This window comes from Acinetobacter sp. CS-2 (genome assembly GCF_016599715.1).
Lineage (GTDB): Bacteria > Pseudomonadota > Gammaproteobacteria > Pseudomonadales > Moraxellaceae > Acinetobacter.
In genome coordinates, this window is sequence record NZ_CP067019.1 from 1,940,947 (window position 1) to 1,966,186 (window position 25,240).

Sequence of the window (25,240 nt, forward strand, 5' to 3'; positions counted from 1 at the left end):
ATTATTGCTGCAAGTATTCCATAGCGTGCTTTTTAAAAACAAAAAGCTGATCGAGAAAGACTGTTTTTGTATCCGCCTGCAGATCAGCAACTTTATGTATAAATACTGGCCTATTAATTGCGATTTTCCCCTGGAAAAAACCTGGCTTTAAGGCTAGCTTATCCATATCTATATCATTGATTTCTATCTTATGCATTTTCAAGTCCATATGATTGATGTGAAAAATCAATTGCAGAACTATATCTGGTTATTAGAACATATCCCGAGTAAAGAAGTAGTTGCAGTTGACCCTACTGAAGCACATCTGGTCGAAGAATTTTGTACAGCGAAAGGTTTAAAGCTGACTCAGATCTGGCTGACACATTGGCATAAAGACCATATTGGCGGTGTGCCCGAGCTTTTACAAAATCGTCATATCCCCGTTTATGGTCCACGGGAAGAATTAAGCAAAGTTCCTTTTATCACTCATCCCCTGCAACATGAAAATCATCTTAGTTTTCATGATTTAAATATTGAGATTATTGCCGTACCTGGACATACACTGGGGCATATCGTTTATTTTATTGATGCGCTGGATGTACTTTTCTGTGGCGATACATTGTTTGCCATGGGTTGTGGCCGTGTGTTCGAAGGAACATATGAGCAAATGTACCATTCGCTGAACCGTCTGGCTGCTTTGCCAGCACGTACCAAAGTCTACTGCACCCATGAATATACACTGGCAAATGCCAAGTTTGCTTTACATGTCGAACCTGACAACCTGGCGATTCAGCAGCGCTTCGAACAGGTGGAAGCACTGCGTATGCTCGGTCAAAGTACCTTACCAAGTAGCATTGAACTGGAACTGCAAACCAATCCCTTTTTAAGGGTGGACAGCGTGGAAGAATTTCGGCACATACGACAGTTAAAAGATAACTTTTAATGGGTGTAGCATGTAGCAGCGATGACAGTTTATAAAATTTGATGGGTTTGGGTATAAGCATCGAGCTCGGCTTGCGTAACCACTTTGGTGACATGCATCTCGTCCACACGAACTAGCAGTAACCCACCTAAAGCCGGTTGATAACGACGGGCGCTGCCAAAAGGCGTATAGGACACTTTGGATTGTTCGCCGAAAAATAGCCAGTCCTCATGGCCCAGCATAACAGCAACAGGTACCTGACCTTGTTGCTGCATCTGCTGAATTTGCTTGATTACATTCTGTTCAATAGTTTCTGTGGTCATTACAATCCAGTCTTCACCTTGATCAACATTTTGCACCTGCCAGAATTCAATAAATTCTCTTGGTACAATGTCATATATTTTATCTTTTTTTTAAATATGAAGCACTGTCATTTTTGGCGGCTATTGATTTGTGAATAAAATGACATGGCTGTTCCACTTCAGTTCGGTATTCTCCCCCCAATTTATTCTTCCCCAAAACTGCTCAAAGATAAAAACATTCATGCTCTACTTAAAATTGTGTTTAAATATTTCCATTTCAAAAAATCAAGAAAATAGGCTAAAATAAATAAAAATCAATAATATGTAAAATAATTCCTTGAATACAAGATTAGTTTTATCCGCAATTTAATTATTATTTACGCATTTCTTGCATAAAAAAAATACAAAATATTTATTTTATAAAAAACCTGTTCAAGCTACCCTTTAAAAAAATATCTGCATCCCTATTAATTATTTAATAGCGGTCAGTATCTAATACACAAGGAGTTCTCTCGTGAAGAAAGTTGTTAAGGCAAAAAATTTAATTGCATTTCGTATTTGGTTAGAAAAATTGGGCTATTCAGTAAAATCATTGACTGATAATCGTGGGTTTACCTTTAGCTTCAAAAAAGAATACGGTCTGGTCACATGTGATTTAGCAGGTAATGCACTTGCCATGCAACTTGGTGAAGAATTCGAAGATCATTTAAAAGCTTAAAAGACTATTGGTCATTTTGGATTAGGACAAAACAATAATAATTTTAAATCTATTTTTAAAAGCCCATTTTTTGGGCTTTTTATTTATGTTCACTTTTTACAGGCAATAAAAAAGCAAGGTCTATTTACCTTGCTTTAATATGGTGGGGATAGAGAGACTCGAACTCTCACGCCCAGAGGGCGCTGCGACCTGAACACAGTGCGTCTACCAATTCCGCCATATCCCCGTCAGGACCAGCTTAGTGCTGGATTTTTCTTACAACAAAAAAGCAAGGTAGCTTACCTTGCCTTAATATGATGGTGGGGACGGAGAGACTCGAACTCTCACACCTTGCGGCGCTGGAACCTAAATCCAGTGCGTCTACCAATTTCGCCACGTCCCCATCAGGGTACCAACTGTGTGTTGGATTTTTTAAAGCTTGGCAGAGGATCAAGGATTCGAACCTTGACGAACGGTTTTGGAGACCGTCATGCTACCATTACACCAATCCTCTGTAACCTAATTATCAAACTATGCTGATATTTAAGTGGTGGGGACGGAGAGACTCGAACTCTCACACCTTGCGGCGCTGGAACCTAAATCCAGTGCGTCTACCAATTTCGCCACGTCCCCAATGGCTGTGTATATTATAGAGATCGATTCCTGATGACAAGACCTTTTTATGAAAAATCCACTTGTTTGTTTAAATAAAAAACAAAAAACGTTTTTCTGTATTTTTCTTAAGCATTTTCAGTGACTAAGCAGCATTTTATTGTAGCAATGTCGGTAAATCTCTGCTGTTTTTGCTTGGCCAACATGCCACATAAAAGCTGTTTAAATGCTAAATAAGGTTGTGGCAGTTCAATATTTAGCTGCTGGCAATGCAAATAGGCCCAATCGTGATAATTTTTTGCACTCAGGCGCTGATTGTTCAACCATTCATACAGAATAATACCCAACGCATAAATATCCGTTTGCACGGTTTTTTCAGAACCCTGAAAAAGTTCAGGTGCCATATAGCGTGGTGTTGCCGTTAGATTTTTCGGATTGTGGATTGCATTGATTTTTTGTACCTGCTCAAAATCGATTAAACATGCGCGGTTTTGATATTTAACCAGGTGCTCATGTTTTAAATCACCATGAATCCAACCCAACTGATGCAACTGATCCACGGCATCTAAAAGCTTCAAGAATGTCTGTTTGATCTGTTGTAGTGACATCTCGGCACAATTACCAAGCAATAAGTCTGCATCGCTTAGAATCAATGCTGCACTGCCCGACATGTGTGATTCAGCCAGGCTTTTAAAATTAGAAATCATTTGAAAAGGCAATAAAAAATCAGGCTGGCTGCTGGCAGAATTAGCTTGAGCTAAAAATTGCTGATAAAAAAGCAGTTCATTTCGAAACCCGTCTTCAATACTGGGGTGGCTATTTAAGCTTTGGGTTTTTAACCAATAACGTTGTTGCTGATATTCAAAGGTATATAAACAACGCCCAAAAGTTAAACTTTTGGGCTTGGTCTTTAACATTAAATGGATATTAGAAAAATCCACATCTTTAAACTGCAATAAATTCTGCGGTTTTTTTCTCTGGATCATGCTGATAACTTAAAAGCTCTAAACAGTGCTGAATGGTTTTACCTACACGGGCATGGGTTTCGATAGAAGATATTTTCGGCCAGGTTGCCCGCTCCCCTTCTCTTTGCAATAACTTGAACAAATATGGGCGTGGATTCTGGAACATGTAACTATAATGGCGCAGACTATAATCACCTACAATATTCACATCCCCATAATAACCTTGATCAATCACCCCATATCCATGATCGAGCAAACGGCGTACAGGAGGAAGCATTCCAACTCGGCCACGCGCAAAATCCATAATTCCCTTGGTAATAACTTTGCCCTGACGACGTACAATGCGCTCTGGCCAGCTCATCACATCTCGACGGTAGCGTTCTGCATCACTTTGCATGAATGGCACAATATGTGGATTCACCTGACTGGCAATGGTGTAATTTAAGTTATACAGTCGCGCCATTTTTTCTTGCGGGAAATCACTTCTTACACTGCCGTCTACCCAACGGGTATTGGACATATAAGGGGTCAATTTGCCATCGTAACGCTTACTGGTGAGCTTAACTGGTGGAAACAGGATGGGCACAGCACAGGATGCCAACACCGCACTCCAAACCAGTAAATCTGGCGAAGTATAAGTATTCATGATGCGGGCTTGTTGTGAGGTGTCATAAGGTGCTACAGCGACATTAATATGTAAACCGGAAGTTTTAAAGGCTTCTTCAAATGTCACATCACCCAAGTTTTCAATCAGGAATTTTTTCAGGTATTTTACATCGGCAAAACCACCGTTTCCCTTTAAAAGGTCACCAAATTTACGAAAGTGAAAAGCTTCGGTAAAAAAGTTTTCACCATTTAAAAGACCGGTAATATCTGAAGGTTTTGAAGTACCGAGCATGGTGGTCATGATTGCCCCGGCACTCGAACCGGATAATACTTTAGGCATTAAATCCTGTTCAAGCAGTGCTTTACATACGCCGGTATGAAACAGTCCTAAAGTTGCTCCACCTGAAAACATGATCGCAGGCTGGCCATAAGCTTTTTTACACTGCTGAAAGAACTCTATTTTTTTTTCCATAGGCAAGCAAGTACAGTTGCTCGAAGCAATGTAAGCCAGGCTTTCACTGACTTCTTCCACATAATCTTCAATAATTTTTTTAGTGCCCACATAGGTAGCATTAAAAAGCATGGGATGTGCAATATTTGCGATATCGTAGCTTAAACCTTCACGCAATATATACATGAGATCTTGGGTACGTTTTTGAAAACGGTAGCGTTTTAACCTGCTTAATCGCCCAGAAATAATTTCGGCATCAAAATAAGGTGAACAGTTATCCAATTTCCATTCTTGAGCACCGGATTCTTCATCTATTTTTAGGGCAATGCTTTTCCATTCTTCATATGTTTCAGCCGCAGCGAGCTGACTTTTTAATTTTTTTATACGGTATGCTTGATGTGGATTAATATTTGTCGTGAAATCATTAAATAACATATCTATCCCTCAAACACTTTCATTGTTATTTCCTGTCCCTGATCGGGTATCGAACATCATCTTTGTACAATCAACAAGTGATTAATCCATCATCATACCGCCTATTCAATTGGCAAACTATGGCTATTTGACATACAGTTTCCATGTAAAATGACCTTTTTCACTTTATCCGTATAAGCTGAACCATCATGGCAACAATTGATTTACCTGACAATATATTACAAGTTCTTTCGACTGTACTCCAACAGCTACAGCAAAACCTACCTGAACTGAAACAAGAAACCAACTTTGAAGCTTCGGCTTATAAGTGGCAAAATAAACAATTAAACGCCATTCAGCAGCCTAAAAAAATCTATTTGGACGATTTAAAAGGTATAGAAAAACAAAAAGAAAAAGTGATTCAAAATACCCGGCAATTTTTAAAAGGCTTGCCTGCCAACGATGTACTACTGACTGGCTCACGCGGCACAGGGAAATCCTCAATTGTACGTGCATTATTAACCGAGTATGAATCTGAAGGCTTGCGTTTAATTGAAATTGAACGTGATGATTTGGCCGATTTGCCGATGATTCAGAAATTGATTGAAAATCGTCCTGAAAAATTTATTGTCTATTGTGATGACCTGGCTTTTAACGCAGAAGATGAAAACTATCGCAGTTTAAAAAGTGTATTGGATGGTTCATTACAATCCGGTTCAAGCAATTTTATTATTTATGCCACCAGCAACCGCCGTCATTTATTGCCGGAATTTATGCATGAAAACACCCCGATAACGCGTATGGATGTTCCTCAATACACCGAGCTACACCCACAAGAAGCCATTGAAGAAAAAATTTCACTGTCTGACCGTTTCGGTATGTGGCTGTCGTTCTATCCGATGGATCAAAACTTATACCTGGAAATCGTGCAGCACTATTTAGCAAAAGCTGGTATGTCCATGACAGATGAAGTACGCGCCGAAGCCTTAAGATGGTGTCAGGCACGTGGACAGCGTTCAGGGCGTGCAGCGTATCAATTCTCTAAGCATTGGATTGGATCACAACTACTTCAGTCTCAATAATTAGCTTAAATTTGTGAACACTGGAAAAGAATCTCTCATATTCTTTTCCAAAACGCAGATTCAAATCCCAAGTGCAACACATTTGTAGTTAGTTGAAAAAGTTAGGTGTATTCATAGAATCATTATGACTTTTTCAACTCGCAATTGGAAAGCACACAATGAAGAAATACACCCAACTTTCTCAAGATGAAAGATACGAAATTTATGCTACTTTGAAAAGTAAAAGTTCAATCGCTACCCTTGCTCGGGAGTTAGGACGTTCACGATCAACCATCTACCGTGAATTAAAAAGAAATACTGGGCAACGTGGATATAGAGCTCAACAGGCAGCTAAATTTGCAAGTCAAAGACGGTACTGTCCTTCATCATCAATGACAGCATTTGCCTTCGCTTATATTGATTATTTGATTGGTTTGGACTGGTCACCAGAACAAATTTCAGGTGCTTTAACACAACGCGGTTGGCTGGATGTACCTTCACATGAGTGGATTTACCAGTACATTTATCAAGATAAATCAAAAGGCGGTAAACTTCATCTACACTTAAGGCATCAGAAGAAATATCGAAAACGCGGTTACAAAAACACGGATCGTAGGGGTCAAATCATTGATAAAACAAGTATTCACTGCCGAGACCAGGTCATTGATCAACGACAACGTTTAGGAGATTTCGAAGGTGACACGGTGATTGGTAAACATCATAAAGGTGCTTTATTGACACTCGTTGATCGAAAGAGCCTGTATGTACATATTGTTCATTTAGGGCCAACGAGAGCATCCTCTCAAACGATTACTTGTGCATTAGATCGTTTACAAATGAGCCATGCTTATAGTGTGACATTTGATAATGGCAAAGAATTTTCCGAACATAAAAGAATTACTGATGCTGGCATAGAGACGTATTTTGCTGATCCTTACAAGTCTATTCAGCGAGCTAGAAATGAAAATACGAATGGTTTAATCCGTCAATATCTGCCAAAATCATCATCGTTTGATGACGTGTCAAACGAACAAATAGAGCAGATAGAATTTGCACTCAACCATCGTCCTAGAAAAACACTAGGTTGGTATACACCGAGTGAAGTTATGGCTGGTTTTTATACTGTTGCACTTGCCGCTTGAATCCGCCAAATTAAAAAAGAGGCTCTCGCCTCTTTTTTAATTCTTTATATTTAAGCTTCGCTTGGATTGGTCAACTCTGTCATTGGCCAGCGTGGCGTAGTCGTCACAGACAGACCATCATGCTGCCCTGCTTTTAAACGCTGATAACCGGCAAAGGCAATCATGGCACCATTATCAGTACATAACGCGGGTTCTGCATAATAGACTTGGGCTTTAATTTTAGCCAAATCCGCTTCCAAACGTTCACGTAAGCGCTTATTGGCACTTACACCACCTGCAATCACCAAACGTTTTAAACCGGTCTGTTTCAGTGTTTTTACCGATTTTTTTACCAATGTATCTACCAGCGCTTCCTGGAAGCTTGCTGCGATATCGGCTTCACGACCTTGACCTTCCACTTTTTTCAATTGAATGGAAACAGCCGTCTTTAAACCACTAAATGAAAAATCCAGACCTTGATGCAGCATTGGACGCGGGAAAGCAAAGGCTTCTGGATTCCCTTGCTCAGCCAGTTTTGAAATGTTCGGACCACCTGGATAAGGCAAGCCCATCATCTTTGCCACTTTATCAAAAGCTTCACCAGCAGCATCATCAATTGATTCACCCAGCAATTCATATTGACCAATGCCATGAGCTGCCATGAGCTGAGTATGCCCGCCAGAGACCAATAAAGCGACAAACGGAAATTCTGGCGGAGTTTTAGACAACAAAGGCGCCAACATATGACCTTCCATATGATGCACACCAATCGCTGGTTTATTTAACGCGAACGCCAAGGTACGACCAAACAGTGCACCGGTCATAAGCGCTCCCATCAAGCCGGGACCACGTGTATAGGCGACTGCATCAATATCTGATTTTTTAATATTGCTTTGTTCAAGCAACTGATTCATTAAAGGAATTAACTTACGCACATGATCGCGTGAAGCCAGTTCCGGGACCACTCCACCATATTCGGCATGCAGTTTAATCTGACTATATAACACCTGTCCTATTAAGCCGACTTCACTGTCATAGAGTGCTAACCCAGTTTCATCACAAGAAGTTTCCAAGCCCAGAACGATCATTAAACTGCCTTTTACCCGTATCTAAATATTGCTAAAGCTATTATAGACTTGTGATATGAGATGTAAATGAGTAAAATACTGCACTTCACTTGTGATCGAAGGCAATTCAGCCTAGATCTTATCCATAACTTAATGAGGATTCTTCATGCCACAAGTTAAATTGAAAGAAGGCGAACCAGTAGACGTAGCTATCCGTCGTTTCAAACGTTCATGCGAAAAAGCAGGTGTTTTAGCTGACGTTCGTAAACGTGAATTCTACGAAAAACCAACTCAAGAACGTAAACGTAAAAAAGCTGCTGCTGTTAAACGTTACCAAAAGAAATTGGCTCGCGAATCAGTTCGTACTACACGCCTTTACTAAGATTAATTTGTGATTGACTGCCTGGACTAAATAAATGACTACTTTAAAAAACCAAATCACTGAAGTTTTGAAAGCAACAATGCGTGCTAAAGAAATGAATAAGTTGACGGTTATTCGTAGTCTGCAGGCAGCAATTAAGCAAATCGAAGTCGATGAGCGCAAAGAGCTTGACGATGCTCAAGTTCTTGCGGTCATTGAAAAGCAAATTAAACAACGTAAAGAATCGGTTAAAGCCTTTGAAGGCGCTGGCCGAGATGATTTAGCTAGTAAGGAACAAGCCGAAATTGAAGTGTTATCTCAATTTCTACCAGAAGCTATGACTGAGGAAGAGCTTGATTCTATCATTGCGCAGACGATTACTGCACAAGAAGCTACTAGCATGAAAGATATGGGTAAGGTGATGAATTCTCTGCGTCCGCTCATAGCCGGGCGCGCCGATCCTGCACAAGTTTCAGCTAAAATTAAAGCTAAACTTAGCTAACCCCACTTCTAAAATCGTTCTTTATTGTTGAACTGCCTTTAAGCAAAGACAGTTCAAATGTTTCATCTAATCTCTTATAAACATTCCCGATTATTTCAGATCACACTGAATATTATATTTTTTCAAAATCAGCATTTCTTTTGATGACATCACTTTATTAATGACGTCTTGCTTGGTCATATGTCTAAATTGACGATCTAAAGACTCCCTGTTCTGATCTGCCGCTTGATATAACTGCTCGACATAATTACCCACGATTCCACAAAACTGTGCTTGCTGCTGTGAAGTAAAGGTGGTTTGCTGTGGATCTAAGCTTGTAAAAAAATTTCTCGTTTGTTGCTTATATTCAGCAGAAATTTGATCCACCGCTGCGACGTATTGCTCAACACTCGCAACCGCTACATTTGATCCTGCACACCCCAACAATATTAAGGAAAATAATATTTTTTTCATAAATTAATACATTTAATCATTAAAACCATAAATTCACCCGCAGATTATCACAAAGTGAGCAAATTCAGCTGCAGATTTTATTCATCCATATACAGAAAATCAGGTTTATATTGTGCATAGGCTTGCTCGGAAGGCGCAGGTAAATGACCTTGAGTGACCGTTCCCAAACGTAAACGAATAATGTCAGGTAAATCGACCCGATAAGAATAAATTGGACTACCACATTCCTGACAAAAAACCCGTGCTTTATTCGGGCTATGGAAATATTCTTTTAAAAATTTAAGTCCAGTGGTAATTTCAAATTTTGATTGCTGTAACGGACTGTTCCAGGCAAAGATTGAGCCTTGCGCCATTTGACAATCCTTACAGTAACAGACGATGGTTTTTTCAATTTCACCCTGATAACGATATTTCACCCTTCCACATAAGCATTGACCTTCTAGCATGTGTTACTCCTTGTTTTTATTATCACGGCAACATAATCATATGCAATTAAATTCTGAGCTGTCGCTCTTTTTGCATTTCCTGAATCCGTACTTTTAATTTTGCAGCTAACACAGCATTATCTTTAGCCAAGCGCTGTGCATGTAATAAAGACTTAATCGCATTTTCTTCCGAACCCGACCAGTATTCTACTTCTGCCCGATAACGCAGCACATTCACCGTTCTAAACGGTGACAACCGGTCTATATTGGCCGCTTGCTGCATCAGGCGCCAAGCCTGAATATCACGCGGATTTTTATTAATAAAGCGTTGGATCAGACTGAAAGCTTGTGCAGGCTCTTTTTGACGGATATAGACTTCCGCCAGTTTAAAAGCCAAAGCCCTGTTTTCCGGCATAATCCGTGCTGCTGATTGAATCGCCTGATAAGCTTGCTCGGTTTTATTTTGTCCCAAATAAATATCGGTTTGAATAAGAACCAGCAGATTATTTAAACGCTGCTGTGCTTTTGCCTGATCTAAAACTTGCTGAGCTAAAACATAATCGCCTTGTTTTAAATAAAATGCAGCCAATGCCAGCTGGCCGGCAAAATTATTGCGATTCGCCAAAACCTGAAGTTGTTGCTCTGTGGTCTGGTTAGAAATGACCTTGCTGTACCACTTCAGTATTTCAAAATCTTCATCATGTAAATTTGATTTTACCAGAGGGAATTGATTAGCTCTTAAACGCGCTTCGCTCATCCGTTCTGTACTGAGTGGATGGGTGAGCCAGAAATCAGGCAAGAAACTGACTTTACTGGTTGCCCGGTCCATGACTTCAAAAAAGTCCGCCATACTTTGTGGGTTATAGCCTGCGCTATACATATACTGCATGCCAATCCGGTCTGCTTCACGCTCCTGATTCCGACTATAGTTCAGCTGTTTATCCATCAATGCCGCCTGAGAACCCAGCATGACTGCAGTTCCAGCATCACCATCAGCTTGAGAAGCAATTAGCGCGCCAACCAGTAATCCTGCCACAGTTAACAGGCCCTGCCCCTTAAACGCCTCTTGTGATCGACTGTAATGACGCTGTGACACATGGGCCACTTCATGAGCCATCACCCCAGCCACTTCATCCATATTTCGGGCAGAAGTGATTAAGCCCGTATTGATGGCAAATAATCCACCCGGAACGGCAAAAGCATTGATTTGAGGATCATCGATAATCACCAGCCCTATGGGCTGACCCAGCTGGGTCTGGCTTAAAATATGTGAAAATACACTCCCCAACTGATCTTCAAGCCACGGATTTTGCAAGACAGGCATTTGGTGCTGGACTTCACGAAAGACCTTTTCACCAATCATTTTTTCTTTTTGCTGGTCAATCAGACCAACACCGCTACCAATTTCAGGAACATTAAATTGTGAGGTTAAATTGAGATTTGCACTGTGCGTTAATGTGATTGCTGAAATCAAAGTCAGGTTACACGCCCATAAAAACCGTTTCAATGTGATGTTCTCAAACTGCTTTTTTCAATTCACCTGACTATAACATTGAAAATTGGAGCAATTTGCAATGAAGTGTTATCAAAGTTTAAGCAAAGGCCGGATTCACCAGATAAGGCGGTGTACGGCCTTCCAGCACATCCACCAGGTTACAATAGGCCAGCTCAGCCATTTTTTTACGCGTTTCCGCAGTCGCAGAACCGACATGCGGCATAGTTACCACATTTTCCAGAGCAAAAAGTTCTGATTCCTGCAAAGGCTCTTTCACATAGACATCCAGTCCAGCCGCGAAAATTTTACCGGCTTTGAGTGTATTAATGAGTGCCGGCTCATCCACCACAGAACCACGGGCAATATTGACAAAAACTGCATGTGACTGCATTTGATCGAACTCGTGCTGCCCAATCAAGGCCTGAGATTCCGCATTGAGATCAACAGCCACTACTACAAAATCAGACTGCTGCAATAATTCATCCAAGGCACAATAACGGGCGTTTAACGGCTGTGCCAGTTCAAGTTTTTCACGGCGGTTATGATAAACAATGTTCATGTTGAAACCATAAAAGCCACGGCGTGCAATCGCAGCGCCGATATTGCCCAAACCGATGATCCCGAGAGTTTTACCAAAAACATCCTGCCCGAATTGGGCCGTCCCCACAGTGCGTTGCCAGTTACCCCGCTTGGTCCACTGATCCAGAGCCGGAACTTTACGTGCTGCGCTCATCAGCAGACTAAACGCCAAATCGGCAGTGCTTTCGGTTAATACATGCGGGGTATTGGATAACCAGATTTTTTGCTGGTTTAAATAGGACAGATCGTAATTGTCATAACCCACACTGACACTGGAAATAATTTTAAGCTGCTGTGCCGTTGCCAGATTATTTTTATTTAGTAATCGCCCTGCACCAATCATTGCATCGGCATCTTTAACTTGCTCAAGAATCTGTTGGTTGACATCACCCTGTTTCGGGTTAATGATGACCACCTGATATTGCTGTTGCAAGCGCTGAAGGATATCCTGATCTAACTGGCTAAAAACCACGACTTTCTTGTTCATGTTCTATCCGTGTTTTGAGACGATTTTTGCATAAACTGCCACAAGCGTTTTTTTAACAGGGGCTGAGTCAGCATTTCCTGCAAACCCGCCAGATTGATGCTTTTTGAATGTTTTAAATAAGCACTCTGCCCCAGAAAAATAATATTTTTATCTGCACTGATTGCATCTAAAAAGCCTTGTACATAACTTTCCGCACCGTGACCATCCTGAAAATTTATTAAAGGAAATGGCCACTGCAATTCATTATATTCACCCGATACTGCATGTTGAATATTATGCCAAAGTTGCTGCTGCTCAGCGGTAATTTCTGTTGTGTCCACTACAATTACACAGTGTGACAAAGCGAATGCTTGCAGTTGAAAAGGGGAAATTTGCTGTGCCGGACGTGTTGCTATCTCCTCGGCGACAATTTCTATTTTTTTTTCTACTGCTGCAATTGGAGAGATTAAAGACTCGGTGCGTTCAGGCTCTTGCCTTTGGTCTGCTTTAAGGGCTAGTGGTAGTACGGCTGGTGCTTTTGCCAGCACAATTTCAGTCTGATATTCAGCTGCTGCCTGATCTCGCCACAGCGATGAAGATGGCATTTTTTGACATACAACATCCCGAGGAACCCAGATATCAATTCCTAAAGTTGCCAATATGTCACGCTGATGCCCTATCATCTTTTTTCATCACCAATTGAATAGTGGATATTCTAACGAGATTAGCGATTTTTTGCTGGGCTTTTATTGAATCATCCGGCATTTTGTCGTATGGGGATTAGACGATCATCAAACTGTTTTTCTTCTGCATCAACTCGACAATTTCATCGGTTTCAAAACCAAAACGCCAATACAACAGCTCCAGAACATCCAGTTCATCTTGGGTAATAATACGATCATTCCACAAACATAATTCTGCAATGCCTAAAATACTCAGACGGTCACGCAGTAGTAAACCCGCAATATCATTCAAAATTTCTGCTAAATCAATCGGCTCGTCCGAAATTTCAGCATAAATTTCCAGCTCTTTGACAGTTAATACCCGTTTCAGGATTTTTTCACGCACATCAAGCTGATTGTGGCTATTAATTTGCTGCACATGCAATAAGGCATCAATCAAACGTACAATATGCGGTTTCACCTCATCCAAAGACGTTGGAGTATGAATCGGTAAAAGATTCAATTCATGTTTCACATATTCAAGCAATAAAGCATCCAATAAACCAATTTCACCATCTTCCTGAATAATTCGCGCCAGTTTCATCAAAAACTGACGTGCAATGGTCGCTGGCATAGAGCCAATATTTTTACATGCCTCGCGAAAGATCGAGATATGAACCCGTCCATCTAAATGCAGTAATGAATCCACAATGGCACGGCTGACTTCGGCTTCAGCCGGAATAAATTCACGGTACTGCCGAATCATTAAAATGGCCACCATCACTTCCCGTGAACCCGTAGCAGTCTGCAATGCACGCTGGATTAATTCAGGACGCTGCATATTGTTTCGAATTTCTGGATTTAAGGGTTTAATGGCATCCTTCAGGGCAAAACTGATCGGTGATAGACGTAGCAATGGCAAGGGTTGCGGGGAGCTCCAGGGTATATAAACTTCACTGTTCAGCTCCTCAAGCGAACGGAACAGGCTAAATAAGGGCTGATTGCGTAATTTCTTCAAATTTTCAAGCTGTAAATCCTGCACCAAGCCAGGGTTCAACTCATAAATACGTTGATCAATACGTGGATGAATATTCATCCAGTTCTGTGGACCTAAAGAGTTGGCAAAACACATATGCGAAATGGATTCTGCATATTCACTATGAATTTGTGATCCTGAATGATGTACATGAATTCTCAATAAGGTTTGTACATTGGCATCATTTTGGATCAGACGTCTGGTTTTTTGATCATTCTTAAAAGTGCGGCTACCGAGTGAAATATATTTAATAAAACGGGTAATCAAAACCCCTAAACTTCCAACCAACCAAATCAGCCCACCCATAGCCACAAAAAAAGTCGCAAGTTTATGCCTATATGCCCGACCATGCTTGGTAAAGCCCAATTTGGCAATTTTACTGCCCCACTGGCTCAAAGTCGTCAGGCTACTGTAAAGAATTTTTAGACGCGTATTTTCAGCTGTTTCACCCGATAAAATTTTATTGAACTCATGACTTAACAAACCATACAATTCTAATTCATCCAGATTCTGCAAAGCACCCCAGGTTAAAATGATCACAATATCACGTGGATAAAATCCGGCCGTCAATGCATTTACCCCGACTTCATCAGGCAACACATATACCGTAGGTGTATCAATTAAAAAGGTTTCAGCCAGCTGTTCGGTAATTTTTAGGGCTATACTTTCTTCAGGAATACTTTCGATTAAGTTTAAACGACGAGCTCCCATCTGTTTCGCCAGTGAATGCCCACCAGAACGAAAAACATAGAACTCATACCCTATAGAAACAGCCATCACACTCAGTAATAAAGCAATCAAATAAGGACTTAACACATGCCAGAATATGGATTGAGTTTGATCAAAATAAAAAACATTCAACCCCAAAATGGTATTTAAAATAAATAATGTCAGCAACACCGCGAGTACACAGATACTTGCAGACCAAATCATATTTTTGTTTTGAATAAAAGAATAACCCGCACTCTTCAATGTAAAGTTCCTTTATTACATTGTATTTATCTACTCATCATAAATTAAAAAAGCGGGAATTTCCCGCTTTTCATCGCATGCAAGAAGAATTTATTCTTCTTTCACGCCAGTCAAGTCCACTGACGCCGCATCAATATTGACATCAATATAACCGTCTTGAGCTTTTTTAGCAGAGTCATTACGCTTACTTTCCAGTTCCTCCAGATAAGCTTCATCGATACCGCCCGCTACATACACACCATCAAACACCGAACAGTCAAATTCCTGTAATGCTGGTACCTTGTTGGTACGAACTGCGCCTTTTAGATCTTCCAGGTCCTGGAAAATCAAACGGTCTGCACCAATAATTTCACGGATTTCTTCAACACTGCGGTTTGAGGCAATCAGTTCCGCTTTTGCTGGCATATCAATACCGTACACGTTTGGATATTTTACCATCGGTGCAGCCGAAGCAAAGAATACTTTTTTCGCCCCGGAATCACGTGCCATTTGAATAATTTCGTTACAGGTGGTACCACGTACAATCGAGTCATCCACCAGTAAAACGTTTTTGCCTCTAAACTCCAGTTCAACCGGGTTGAGCTTTTGACGTACCGATTTCTCGCGTTGCTGCTGACCCGGCATAATGAAGGTACGTCCGATATAACGGTTTTTCACAAAACCTTCACGGAATTTAACACCCAAACTATTTGCCAGTTCCAAAGCAGAAGTACGAGAAGTATCCGGAATTGGAATCACCACGTCGATGTCGTGCTCATCACCCCATTCACGGATAATTTTGCTGGCAAGCTTTTCGCCCATTTTTAAACGTGCTTTATACACTGAAATGCCGTCAATGATGGCATCCGGACGTGCAAAATATACATATTCAAAGATACAAGGACGATATTCAGGATTTTCAGCACATTGCTTACTAAACAGCTCACCCTTTGAAGTAATCAAAATGGCTTCGCCTGGTTCAATATCACGTTCAACTTTAAAGCCTAAAGCGGTAATCGCTACAGACTCGGAAGCAATGATATATTCAAGGCCTTTTTCCGTTTCACGAGAACCATAAATCAATGGACGAATACCATTTGGGTCGCGGAAACCCACCAGACCATGTCCAGTAATCATGGCAACTACACCATAGGCACCTTTACAGCGCTCATGTACACGTGTCACCGCATTGAAGATATCTTCCGGCGACGGATTCAACTCGCCACTTTTTTGCATTTCATGAGCAAAAACGTTTAACAGCACTTCAGAATCCGAATCGGTATTCATGTGACGAAGATCTGTTTTAAACAAATCTTCATGAATTTCTTCAGCATTAGTCAAGTTACCGTTATGCGCCAGGGTAATTCCGTAAGGCGAGTTCACGTAAAATGGCTGTGCTTCTGCACTGCTCGAAGAACCCGCTGTCGGATAACGTACATGACCAATACCGTAATTCCCTAGCAGTGCACGCATGTGACGCGTATGGAAGACATCTCGCACCATACCGTTGTCTTTACGCAGGAATAGCCGCCCTTTATGACAGGTTACTATTCCGGCTGCATCCTGACCACGATGCTGTAACATCGTCAATGCATCAAACAACATTTGGTTAACGGGTGACTTACCAGCTATACCAACTACTCCACACATAGCAACCTCGCAAACAAGCTAGGATTAATAAAAAGGATTATTTGTTGATTCGCCTGTACGCGCTGCATGCTTCTGCGTTTTTTCAGACGATGAGTCGGAAGATGACGCTGCGTCTTCAGACTTGATATGAGCAAGTGCCCCTTGCGCCGCTTCTTTAGAAAGTTCGGTCGCCCAAGGCGCATACGGAATAAGGAGTTGTACAAATTTAGACTGTTTCCAGTGCGGAGAACTTTCCACCCAGGGACCCAGGCCCTGCATGGTGATGAGTACAATCAATAAACCTTTTAAAGAGCCAAAAGCACCACCTGCCAAACGGTTCAATGGGCCGAGTTTCAGGCTCTTCAATACTTTATTCAGAAATGCGGTGACAATCCAGGTTAACACCACCATGACCAATACAATAAATGCAAAAGCTGCTATTTTTTGTACCACTGGATCTCCACTGAGCGAGACCATCGAAGGTGCCAGGATGGCTGCATATTTTGCACCGATGACCAGCGCAAGAACCCATCCTACCAAGTTCGCAAAGGCTGAAACCAATCCTTGTCGCAAACCGTTGAGCCCTCCAATGAGCAAGATAATCAGTATAAAGATATCCAGTGTATTCATGGTGTGTTTAAAGCATCAATACAATCTTTAATCAGGACTGGACCTGTATATATGAGGCCACTATAAATTTGTACAAGGCTGGCACCTGCCTGTTGTTTCGCAACGGCCTGTTCGCCTGACAAAATCCCGCCTACCCCGATCAATGGAATCTGACCTTTTAATACTTTAGCAAAAGCAGCAAGACAAGCGGTACTTTTTTCAAATACAGGCGCACCGGACAAACCACCCGCTTCATTGCCATATTTCAGGTTTTCCACACCTTCACGAGACAAAGTGGTATTAGTCACAATCAAACCATCAATTTTAAACTGGATTAACTGTTTCGCAATGAACTGGATATCTTCGTCGGTCAGATCAGGAGCAACTTTAAGCACTAAAGGCACATAATGCTGATACTCTTCCGCCAGTTCAAGCTGACGTTTTTTCAAGGTTTGCAGCAATTCTGTTAATGCATCGCCGCTTTGCAGGCTGCGCAAATTTTTAGTATTCGGCGATGAAATATTGACCGTGATATAGGAAGCGTAGTTATAGACTTTTTCCAGACAGATCAGATAATCATCCACAGCATTTTCAACCGGGGTATCGGCATTTTTACCAATATTAATGCCCAAAATACCTTTGAATTTTGCTGCCTTGACATTTTCAATCAGCTTGTCTACACCGTCATTATTAAATCCCATACGGTTAATAATGGCCTTGGCTTCAGGCAAACGGAATAAACGGGGATGTGGATTGCCCGATTGGGGACGTGGTGTAATGGTTCCAATTTCAATAAAACCAAAGCCCAGCCCAGCCAGAGCATCAATATAAGCACCATTTTTGTCCAGACCAGCTGCCAAACCTACCGGATTGGGAAATTCAATTCCCATACAGGTCACAGGTTTGGACGCTACGTTTTGACGCATCATGCCCATGCGATGAGCTGATTTCAATAACGATAGTGTGAGCTCATGTGCACGCTCTGGTGCTAAAGAAAACAACAAAGGGCGGGCAAGAGAATACAACATATCTATAAAAGTCTACTGCTTTTTAAGTCGGCATATTATAGGCATAGCCCGCAGAAAACACCATGCTTCACAGATCTTTATTTTTACCCTTTATTGCACTGTCGCTGTTAATTTAATCTGACCAGCATCAGAAATTAGTTCTATTTTCTCAAGGCTTAGACCCATTTGTACTAATTGGGTTAAAAAATTTGCCAAGATGGCATAATTTTCATGTGCCGCAACAATCTGGATTTGCTCACCCGTTTGCTGAGAAGCCACCGATAATCCCTGCTGCTGTGCAACACGCTGAACCTTTTCTGCAGCAGTTAACTGCACATCATCTGCAGGTTTCATGGTGACTGCATTACTTTGCATCCATACAATCATATCCTTAAGATCATTGACCCGATTCTGCTGTTTATTCGCAGCGGCATGCATATACCAGAGTGCCGAACCAATAACCGCAATCACAACAAAAATAGTGGTAAAGATCACCATATAACGTTCACGTTGCGACAGCTGGTCCAGATAATCCGTGACTCTTTCAATGAATTGATCAATCGAGTTTTGCAGTTTTTCTGATGTATTCATTATTGTATTTTCACCAATCCAATTGCACCTGGACCATTGGGCTGAACAGTGCCTAATTCTACCTTAAAGCCTTGCTGATTGAGCTGCTGGGTTAAGTTTTGCAAAGCAGCCGCAGAATTGGCTTTCAATTCCATATTTAAAATAGACGCTTCATAATTGATACGATTAGCCACGATCTGATTTTGCATCAGCACTGGACCAATCCGGCTTAGCAGCTGTAAAGCTTGAGTATTGGCACTTTTATTTAAGCGTACATGACTTTCAAACTGGCTTTTTAAATTCTGCTCGGTCACACGGCTGCTCTGACCAAACCAGTACTTATACTGATCAATCGCTTGCAACGCAGTCTGGTCTGCCACTTTTTTATATTTATACCAGCATGTTGCATCATAGCCAAACTGGACAACAATAGCAGCAACCAAGACAGCAGCACAGGCTTTCCAATAACCGGACATAGCCTGATTGTTTTTAGCTTTAGGCAGAATATTAAAAGGATGAAGTCGCGCTTTTTTTAATACCGGTATTTCATAATGGAAAGATTCAATCTGTTCCTGTGTCACCATGGCTTCAAGGCTTTGCATTTGTTCAGCGGTAAAATTACTGATTTTATAAGATTGCCCCGAAGGCTGATAATCTAAAAACAGTGCCAGATCATCCACCGAATTGCCCATAAATTCACTTTCACGCACCAGCAAGCGCCAGGACAGGTTCGCAATGATGATCTGGCCCCCTTCTGGAACGGGTAAAATGAGAAAATCAGGCAATAAGGAAGCAACTTTAACCGGGATTAAGTTCAAAGCATGTTGCAAGGTCTCAACGGTGCTATTAGCTACACCCAAAATGATTAACTGATCGGGATTTTGAAAATGATGTAATATTTTCATGGAATCGATGGGCAAAAGCACAAATTCTTCTAATAAATATTTGACCCCATCCGTACCCAATTTCTTGTACTGGGGCCTGGATAGACTCTGTTGCAGCATTTGTACATCGCGACTGGGAAAAAATACCACCGCTTCTTGTCCATGATGGCCTTGAATATCTTGAATCAATTGTTCAAGACTAAAGGCCTGAGACCAACTCTCTCCAGTTGACCAGTGCCAAACCCCATTGGCTTCAGGCATCCATAAATACAACATCAATATTTTTCTGCCGTTTTAATTAATATTTTATACATTTGGAATAAAACTTTTTAACTGTGTTGATAATCCTGTTGCAATCACTGCTTGTTCATATATCCGCGCTTCAGCCAAAGCATACGGATGAAAAGGTTCTGCGGTCAACAATGATGCCATATGCGCCACTACATTCATATGACACACCACCACAATAGACTCATAAGGAAGCTGAGACAGCCAGTCTACTGCCAATTTTGCATCATCATCCGGCTTAATCTTATTGCACACCAGTACGGGTACATCACGAAAATAATGTTGTAAATGTGCCAGGGTTTCCTGCGCACGCAATAAGGGACTCACCACAAAAGCATCAGGACGAATGATATCCTTTAAATATTCTGCAGTGAGTTGGGCCTGCGCATGTCCACGCTCGGTCAAAGGACGCTTATCATCATTGCCATGCACCGCTGGAGCGGCTTCACCATGACGAACTAAGGTAAGTTGCATAAAAAATTCCTTATTTTCAAATATGCAGCAATTATAACCAAGCTTTATGAACGCAATAATATGATTTAAAATTACACTTCATTGTGAGGTAAAACAAATTCCACATCGCTACGGTGACCATTTTTCATGAGTGAAAGTGCAATGCTTAAAGGCGGTGCACCTTCAAAAATCACATCATATAATGCACTGGTAATTGGCATATAAACACCTAATTCTTCCGAACGACTACGCACCTGTACAATGGTATTGATCCCTTCCGCAGTTTGGCCCAATTCTTGGGTGGCCTGTTCCAGAGTCTTACCCGAACCTAAGGCAAAACCCACCTGATAGTTACGGCTGAGCGGACTATTACAAGTTGCAAACAAGTCACCCACGCCAGACAACCCCAGGAAAGTCAGCGGGTTTGCACCCAGTTTCACCGCAAAACGGCTCATTTCTGCCAGTGCACGGGTTAAAATCATGCTCTTGGTGTTTTCACCCACCTTATAAGCCGCAGCCATACCCATGGCAACAGCATAGATATTTTTTAACGCCCCGCCCAGCTCCACACCATGCACATCATCGCTACCAAAAACACGGAACAATGCACTATGCAACGCTTGCTGTACGGCATAACGCACCAGTTCCGATTGGCTGGCAATCACCGTTCCTGCAGGTTGCCCGGCCATAATTTCCTTGGCCAGATTCGGTCCTGAAAGAACACCATACGGAACCTGAGGCAATTCTTCATGAATGATATCGCTCATGAAATGAAAAGTTTTTGCCTCAATGCCTTTGGTTAAGGAAATTACCGCCTGCGAGCTAATAAAAGGCTTAATCTGTTTCAGCACATCGCGAAAGGAATGGCTAGGAATAGCCACCAAAATAATGTCACGATTACAGACAGCTGTTTCTAAATCCGATACCGCTTTTAAACCCGGCTCCAAAACAAAATCGGGTAAATAGCGTTTATTGATATGGGTCTGATTAATTTCTGCTGCCGCTGCCTCATCACGAATCCAGATCATGGTATCACAACCATTGCGTACAGCAGTATTTGCCATTGCCGTACCAAAACTGCCACCTCCCAACACGGTCACACGCAAGGCCGTTTTTTGATCAACCACAACCGGTTCAACAAGCTCTGAAAATTTCAACTCTGACATTATTTTTATATCTCAACTCATGATTCAATACAGTTACTTATTCCAGTAACTGACATAGTTTTGTGTATCCACTGCTGTACGCGCTGGAATCGCTTTCGCTGCCGTTCCAATATAAATAATTCCAGAAATTAAATCATCTTCTGATAGTCCCAGGCTTCGCTTAAACAACGGCGACTCAACCACCGCTCCACTACGCCACATGGTTGAAAAGCCTTGTACCTGTAAAGACAACAAGAAGTTTTCTATTGCCGCACCCGAACTTAAGGTTTGTTCAAAATTAGGCACTTTAGGATGGGGCTGAAATTGGGTTAATGCCAAAACCAGCAGCGGCGCACGAAATGGATGGTTTTTTACCCGATCCAATTGAGCGGGATCAGTTTCACCCAAATCTGCCAAAGCTCTGGAGAGCAACTCACCAAAAGCTTCACGCTGATCACTCGGAATCACCACAAAACGGGTAGGCTTTAAACGATGATGATCTGGTGCAGTCAAAGCCGCCTGAAAGGCTTTTTCCAGTTGCTCTGCATTCGGCGCAGGCTCAACCAAATGCCCAATCGACTGACGTTGATGAATATTTTGATGAACCGTATCTACCGCTGAATCCGTCATTGACTTTGATATCTGTATACTAAATATTTCATCAAGATTAGCATAATCTTGTTTAGATACTCTAGAGCGTTGAGTGAATGTCTACTCCACAATAGCTAACTTAACCAACTTTCAGTCACAGAGAGTTCATATAAAGCTGCATATTTCATACAAGTCCTTCAAAAATCATTCAAAAAATCATGTTCAAATAATTCAAACTCTTTTTAAAACAATTTCAGGGGAAAAAGATGAAACAAGTTTTTGCACTCGCTTCTGTTGCTGTTGCTGTCGCCTTAACTGCCTGTACATCCAATCCAACCACCTCATTAGCGATTCAAAAAGAAAATAATCAATATGAAGTGACGGGTATCGGTAAAAGCAGTTTAATTTCTAAAAATAATGCGATTACTGCAGCCAATAATGCCTGTGGTAAAAAAGCCACGCCTGTTATCGTGAATGAAAAAACTGAATACAACGGTGCATTAAAAGGTGTCGTCGATGAAAAAACCGGACAAATGATTCAGGCTGCAACTACTGTATTGGGCACCTTGGCTGGCAAAAGCGGCAGTCTGGCACGTGATGAAGACTATCAAACCGTACTGACCTTCACTTGTCGAGCCAACTAAGAAGCTAAATCACAGCCTGCCTCATCTTATTTATTCAATACAACTATCTAGGGCAAAAAAGCCGCTTCAATAAGCGGCTTTTTTGTTTATCGCATTATTTAATGCTGAGATAAATATCTTGAAAATTAACAATAACCTTCAAGACGGGTTAAAGGCAATTTCTGACCAATGGCTTTTTCAATTTCCGGAAGATAGAACGCATCATCTTCAGACAGGAAACTGATACTTACCCCACTACTTCCCGCACGACCGGTACGGCCTATACGATGCACATAGTCGTCAGACTGCTCAGGAAGGGTAAAGTTGATTACATGCGAAACACCGTCCACATGAATACCACGACCTGCAACATCGGTCGCGATCATAATATTATGTTGGCCGTTCTTAAACTGATCCAGCATTTTTAGGCGCTTGTCTTGTGCAATCTCACCTGACAACATCACCACTTTATAACCGTCTTTTTTCAGGTGATCATAAAGCTTACGTACCTGGTCACGACGGTTAGCAAAAATCATGACTTTTTCAATCGGCTCATCACGCAAGATTTCTTGCAACAATTTATATTTATCAGTTTTGGCAACCATATAAACGCGCTGTTCTACATCGGCATTGGTTTTCTTTTCCGGCTCAATTTCCACAGTCACCGGTTCGAACAACCACTGTTGCGCCAGATTCAATACATCATAGCTAAAGGTGGCAGAAAACATTAAGGTTTGACGCTGTTCCTTACGCGGAGAAAAACGCACAATACGTTTTACCGATGGAATGAATCCCATATCCAGCAAACGGTCTGCTTCATCAATCACCAAAAATTCAATCTGGTCCAACCAGACTTCTTTTTGCTCAACAAAATCGATTAAACGACCTGGCGTCGCCACAATAATATCGACAAAATTTTTATCCAGCTGCGCTTTCTGCTTATCAAAATCTACCCCACCCAGCAAAGTCACCAGATGTAGATCGGTAAATTTGGTAAGCTCTTTGGCATCACTTTCAATCTGCAAAGCCAGCTCACGTGTAGGCGCAAGAATCAGCGCACGTGCTTCGCCACGAAAACGTTGTTCTTTAATCGGATTATTGAGCAAATCATTAATCACACTCACCAGGAAAGCCGCCGTTTTTCCTGTACCGGTTTGTGCACGACCAATGGCATCATGTCCAGCCAGAGTGAATTTTAAAACCTTTTCCTGAATAGGTGTCATTTCTTTGAAACCTAAAGCATCAATCGCCTGTTTCAGTTTCGGATGTAAATTTAAGGTTTCAAAACCAGATGACATATAAATGTGCTCTAACTTAATGATCAGGAAAAATAGGAATCTATTATAAACAAAAACGCCCCAAATTACATTGGGGCGTTCTCATGAATAATCAGGCGATTAGTCTAAAGGTTGTACTTCTTCAGCTTGGAAGCCTTTTTGACCTTTAACTACGCTGAATTCAACACGTTGGCCGTCACGAAGTGAACGGTGACCGTCACCTTGGATAGCGCGGAAATGAACGAATACGTCGTCGCCGCCGTTACGTTGAATAAAGCCGAAGCCTTTAGTGTCGTTGAACCATTTAACTACGCCTTGTTCACGAGCTGTCATAAGTTAATCCTCATTGTATTTAATTAAAGGACCACCCGGTGTTGCAAACAGCAGAGTAAACAAGGTTTAAAAATAATTATTATTTCTAAGCTTGTAATCATTCTGTATTACTATTAACAAAATCCCGGTTACATCCATTGCAATATTCAATTTTAAGACATTTAAAATGCTGTCATAAATTTGAATACGCAACGAGCTTAACACGGGTTTATGACAATTCATACTGTTTTTTTTGATTAATCTTCTTTTTGATTCGGCTTCTTTTTTACTAATTATTTCCTTATTTTAGAGAAGTACTTTTATGTTGAAGTTCTATAATTTTATTGGGCTTTGGCACTAAATTTGCTAATATTTATCGAAATTGAATTAGATATTAAATGCGATGAATGATCTGACCAATTCAGCAATAATCATTGATGCCATGGGTAAGCCTTGCCCCATGCCGTTATTGATGCTTAAGCGAGCGATCAAGAACAAATCAGGCGGCATATTTTTACTCAAATCTTCAGATCCACATAGTCAGCAAGATGTAACGCGTTATTGTTCAATGCATCAAATGAACTGCAATATGACTAAAATTTCTGATTTTGAATATCACTACTTAATTGAATCTTAATTATTTTCAATTAAACTAGAACGTTTCAAATGTGCATAAAAAATTACATTTCTCTACCCAAATTTCCTAAACTCGCTGAAATATTGGA

General features: G+C 41.2%; 29 protein-coding genes and 4 tRNA genes. 8 read left to right on the forward strand and 25 right to left on the reverse strand.

The window, feature by feature from the left end; translation table 11 throughout:
- Nucleotide 1 precedes the first annotated feature (1 nt).
- The gene (locus tag JFY49_RS09605; RefSeq protein WP_166166588.1) at nt 2-196 is read right to left on the reverse strand and encodes a hypothetical protein; all 195 of its coding nucleotides are present in this window, start codon (nt 194-196) and stop codon (nt 2-4) included.
- Here JFY49_RS09605 and gloB point away from each other — a divergent pair.
- On the forward strand, nt 191-922 hold the full coding sequence (gene gloB / locus JFY49_RS09610) for a hydroxyacylglutathione hydrolase (protein WP_166166591.1): 732 nt from the start codon (nt 191-193) through the stop codon (nt 920-922). The genes JFY49_RS09605 and gloB overlap by 6 nt on opposite strands.
- A 29-nt stretch (nt 923-951) precedes the next feature.
- Here gloB and JFY49_RS09615 read toward each other — a convergent pair whose 3' ends face one another.
- Nucleotides 952-1,224, reverse strand: a complete 273-nt coding sequence (locus tag JFY49_RS09615) for a hypothetical protein (RefSeq protein ID WP_166167792.1) — start codon at nt 1,222-1,224, stop codon at nt 952-954.
- A gap of 493 nt (nt 1,225-1,717) precedes the next feature.
- Here JFY49_RS09615 and JFY49_RS09620 point away from each other — a divergent pair, with 493 nt between their 5' ends.
- Nucleotides 1,718-1,921, forward strand: coding sequence for a hypothetical protein (locus JFY49_RS09620; protein ID WP_086176023.1), 204 nt, complete (start codon nt 1,718-1,720; stop codon nt 1,919-1,921).
- A gap of 140 nt (nt 1,922-2,061) precedes the next feature.
- Here JFY49_RS09620 and JFY49_RS09625 read toward each other — a convergent pair.
- The 6 genes from JFY49_RS09625 to JFY49_RS09650 all read right to left on the reverse strand — a co-directional run bounded on the left by JFY49_RS09625 (nt 2,062) and on the right by JFY49_RS09650 (nt 4,969).
- Nucleotides 2,062-2,147, reverse strand: a tRNA-Leu gene (locus tag JFY49_RS09625).
- Between the two features lie 71 nt (nt 2,148-2,218).
- Nucleotides 2,219-2,303, reverse strand: a tRNA-Leu gene (locus tag JFY49_RS09630).
- A 37-nt stretch (nt 2,304-2,340) separates the two neighbouring features.
- Nucleotides 2,341-2,414 (reverse strand) — tRNA-Trp (locus JFY49_RS09635).
- 34 nt (nt 2,415-2,448) lie between these two features.
- Nucleotides 2,449-2,533: transfer RNA gene (locus JFY49_RS09640), tRNA-Leu, on the reverse strand.
- A 107-nt stretch (nt 2,534-2,640) separates the two neighbouring features.
- The gene (locus tag JFY49_RS09645; protein WP_180041757.1) at nt 2,641-3,498 is read right to left on the reverse strand and encodes a protein kinase domain-containing protein; all 858 of its coding nucleotides are present in this window, start codon (nt 3,496-3,498) and stop codon (nt 2,641-2,643) included.
- Complete coding sequence (locus JFY49_RS09650) at nt 3,458-4,969, reverse strand: DUF3336 domain-containing protein (RefSeq protein WP_180041759.1); 1,512 nt, start codon at nt 4,967-4,969, stop codon at nt 3,458-3,460. Before JFY49_RS09650 ends, JFY49_RS09645 begins: the two co-directional genes overlap by 41 nt.
- A gap of 188 nt (nt 4,970-5,157) precedes the next feature.
- Between JFY49_RS09650 and JFY49_RS09655 the strand changes: the two genes are divergently transcribed.
- On the forward strand, nt 5,158-6,030 hold the full coding sequence (locus JFY49_RS09655; protein ID WP_166166599.1) for an ATP-binding protein: 873 nt from the start codon (nt 5,158-5,160) through the stop codon (nt 6,028-6,030).
- 158 nt (nt 6,031-6,188) lie between these two features.
- Nucleotides 6,189-7,151, forward strand: coding sequence for an IS30 family transposase (locus tag JFY49_RS09660; protein WP_200222688.1), 963 nt, complete (start codon nt 6,189-6,191; stop codon nt 7,149-7,151).
- Nucleotides 7,152-7,201: 50 nt separating this feature from the next.
- Here the strand turns inward: JFY49_RS09660 and tsaD are convergent, their stop codons facing one another.
- Nucleotides 7,202-8,218, reverse strand: coding sequence for a tRNA (adenosine(37)-N6)-threonylcarbamoyltransferase complex transferase subunit TsaD (gene tsaD, locus JFY49_RS09665; RefSeq protein ID WP_086195547.1), 1,017 nt, complete (start codon nt 8,216-8,218; stop codon nt 7,202-7,204).
- Nucleotides 8,219-8,363: 145 nt separating this feature from the next.
- On the opposite strand from tsaD, the gene rpsU reads away from it, so the two are divergent.
- Together rpsU and JFY49_RS09675 are read left to right on the forward strand one after the other, a co-directional pair.
- Nucleotides 8,364-8,579 carry a 30S ribosomal protein S21 gene (rpsU, locus tag JFY49_RS09670; RefSeq protein WP_001136722.1) on the forward strand — a complete coding sequence of 72 codons (216 nt, stop codon included), beginning with the start codon at nt 8,364-8,366 and terminating at the stop codon, nt 8,577-8,579.
- Between the two features lie 34 nt (nt 8,580-8,613).
- Entirely contained in the window at nt 8,614-9,060 is a 447-nt protein-coding gene (locus JFY49_RS09675; protein WP_086195548.1) for a GatB/YqeY domain-containing protein, read from the forward strand.
- 90 nt (nt 9,061-9,150) lie between these two features.
- On the opposite strand, the gene JFY49_RS09680 is transcribed toward JFY49_RS09675, so the two are convergent.
- From JFY49_RS09680 to JFY49_RS09745, 14 genes are all read right to left on the reverse strand, one after another.
- Complete coding sequence (locus JFY49_RS09680) at nt 9,151-9,513, reverse strand: hypothetical protein (protein WP_180041761.1); 363 nt, start codon at nt 9,511-9,513, stop codon at nt 9,151-9,153.
- A gap of 77 nt (nt 9,514-9,590) precedes the next feature.
- Nucleotides 9,591-9,959: a GFA family protein gene (locus JFY49_RS09685; RefSeq protein ID WP_200222689.1), complete on the reverse strand. Its 369-nt coding sequence runs from the start codon at nt 9,957-9,959 to the stop codon at nt 9,591-9,593.
- Between the two features lie 46 nt (nt 9,960-10,005).
- Nucleotides 10,006-11,418, reverse strand: a complete 1,413-nt coding sequence (locus tag JFY49_RS09690; RefSeq protein ID WP_395518571.1) for a M48 family metalloprotease — start codon at nt 11,416-11,418, stop codon at nt 10,006-10,008.
- A gap of 112 nt (nt 11,419-11,530) precedes the next feature.
- Complete coding sequence (locus JFY49_RS09695) at nt 11,531-12,499, reverse strand: 2-hydroxyacid dehydrogenase (RefSeq protein WP_180041767.1); 969 nt, start codon at nt 12,497-12,499, stop codon at nt 11,531-11,533.
- Entirely contained in the window at nt 12,496-13,161 is a 666-nt protein-coding gene (locus JFY49_RS09700; RefSeq protein ID WP_180041769.1) for a hypothetical protein, read from the reverse strand. The genes JFY49_RS09695 and JFY49_RS09700 overlap by 4 nt, the downstream gene beginning before the upstream one ends.
- 97 nt (nt 13,162-13,258) lie before the next feature.
- Nucleotides 13,259-15,109 (reverse strand): M48 family metalloprotease, encoded by a 1,851-nt coding sequence (locus JFY49_RS09705; protein WP_373423497.1) that lies wholly within the window; start codon nt 15,107-15,109, stop codon nt 13,259-13,261.
- A gap of 129 nt (nt 15,110-15,238) precedes the next feature.
- Complete coding sequence (purF, locus tag JFY49_RS09710; RefSeq protein ID WP_086195555.1) at nt 15,239-16,777, reverse strand: amidophosphoribosyltransferase; 1,539 nt, start codon at nt 16,775-16,777, stop codon at nt 15,239-15,241.
- Nucleotides 16,778-16,801: 24 nt separating this feature from the next.
- Nucleotides 16,802-17,386 (reverse strand): CvpA family protein, encoded by a 585-nt coding sequence (locus JFY49_RS09715; RefSeq protein ID WP_180041771.1) that lies wholly within the window; start codon nt 17,384-17,386, stop codon nt 16,802-16,804.
- Entirely contained in the window at nt 17,383-18,393 is a 1,011-nt protein-coding gene (locus tag JFY49_RS09720; protein ID WP_200222690.1) for a quinone-dependent dihydroorotate dehydrogenase, read from the reverse strand. Before JFY49_RS09720 ends, JFY49_RS09715 begins: the two co-directional genes overlap by 4 nt.
- Before the next feature lie 90 nt (nt 18,394-18,483).
- Nucleotides 18,484-18,963: a type II secretion system protein GspM gene (gspM, locus tag JFY49_RS09725; RefSeq protein WP_086195558.1), complete on the reverse strand. Its 480-nt coding sequence runs from the start codon at nt 18,961-18,963 to the stop codon at nt 18,484-18,486.
- Nucleotides 18,963-20,102, reverse strand: a complete 1,140-nt coding sequence (gene gspL / locus JFY49_RS09730) for a type II secretion system protein GspL (protein ID WP_200222691.1) — start codon at nt 20,100-20,102, stop codon at nt 18,963-18,965. The genes gspM and gspL overlap by 1 nt, the downstream gene beginning before the upstream one ends.
- A gap of 30 nt (nt 20,103-20,132) precedes the next feature.
- A complete protein-coding gene (locus tag JFY49_RS09735; RefSeq protein WP_180174447.1) occupies nt 20,133-20,588 on the reverse strand; it encodes a SixA phosphatase family protein in 456 nt (151 codons plus the stop codon).
- A gap of 71 nt (nt 20,589-20,659) precedes the next feature.
- On the reverse strand, nt 20,660-21,733 hold the full coding sequence (locus tag JFY49_RS09740) for an NAD(P)H-dependent glycerol-3-phosphate dehydrogenase (RefSeq protein ID WP_200222692.1): 1,074 nt from the start codon (nt 21,731-21,733) through the stop codon (nt 20,660-20,662).
- A gap of 33 nt (nt 21,734-21,766) precedes the next feature.
- Nucleotides 21,767-22,342, reverse strand: a complete 576-nt coding sequence (locus JFY49_RS09745) for a nitroreductase (protein WP_086195562.1) — start codon at nt 22,340-22,342, stop codon at nt 21,767-21,769.
- Nucleotides 22,343-22,569: 227 nt separating this feature from the next.
- Here JFY49_RS09745 and JFY49_RS09750 point away from each other — a divergent pair, with 227 nt between their 5' ends.
- A complete protein-coding gene (locus JFY49_RS09750) occupies nt 22,570-22,947 on the forward strand; it encodes a hypothetical protein (RefSeq protein ID WP_200222693.1) in 378 nt (125 codons plus the stop codon).
- A 125-nt stretch (nt 22,948-23,072) separates the two neighbouring features.
- Here JFY49_RS09750 and rhlB read toward each other — a convergent pair whose 3' ends face one another.
- The gene (rhlB, locus tag JFY49_RS09755) at nt 23,073-24,224 is read right to left on the reverse strand and encodes an ATP-dependent RNA helicase RhlB (RefSeq protein ID WP_086195564.1); all 1,152 of its coding nucleotides are present in this window, start codon (nt 24,222-24,224) and stop codon (nt 23,073-23,075) included.
- 99 nt (nt 24,225-24,323) lie between these two features.
- Nucleotides 24,324-24,536 (reverse strand): cold-shock protein, encoded by a 213-nt coding sequence (locus JFY49_RS09760; RefSeq protein ID WP_004648643.1) that lies wholly within the window; start codon nt 24,534-24,536, stop codon nt 24,324-24,326.
- Nucleotides 24,537-24,918: 382 nt separating this feature from the next.
- On the opposite strand from JFY49_RS09760, the gene JFY49_RS09765 reads away from it, so the two are divergent.
- Nucleotides 24,919-25,152: a sulfurtransferase TusA family protein gene (locus tag JFY49_RS09765; RefSeq protein ID WP_166166635.1), complete on the forward strand. Its 234-nt coding sequence runs from the start codon at nt 24,919-24,921 to the stop codon at nt 25,150-25,152.
- Nucleotides 25,153-25,240: the final 88 nt, after the last annotated feature.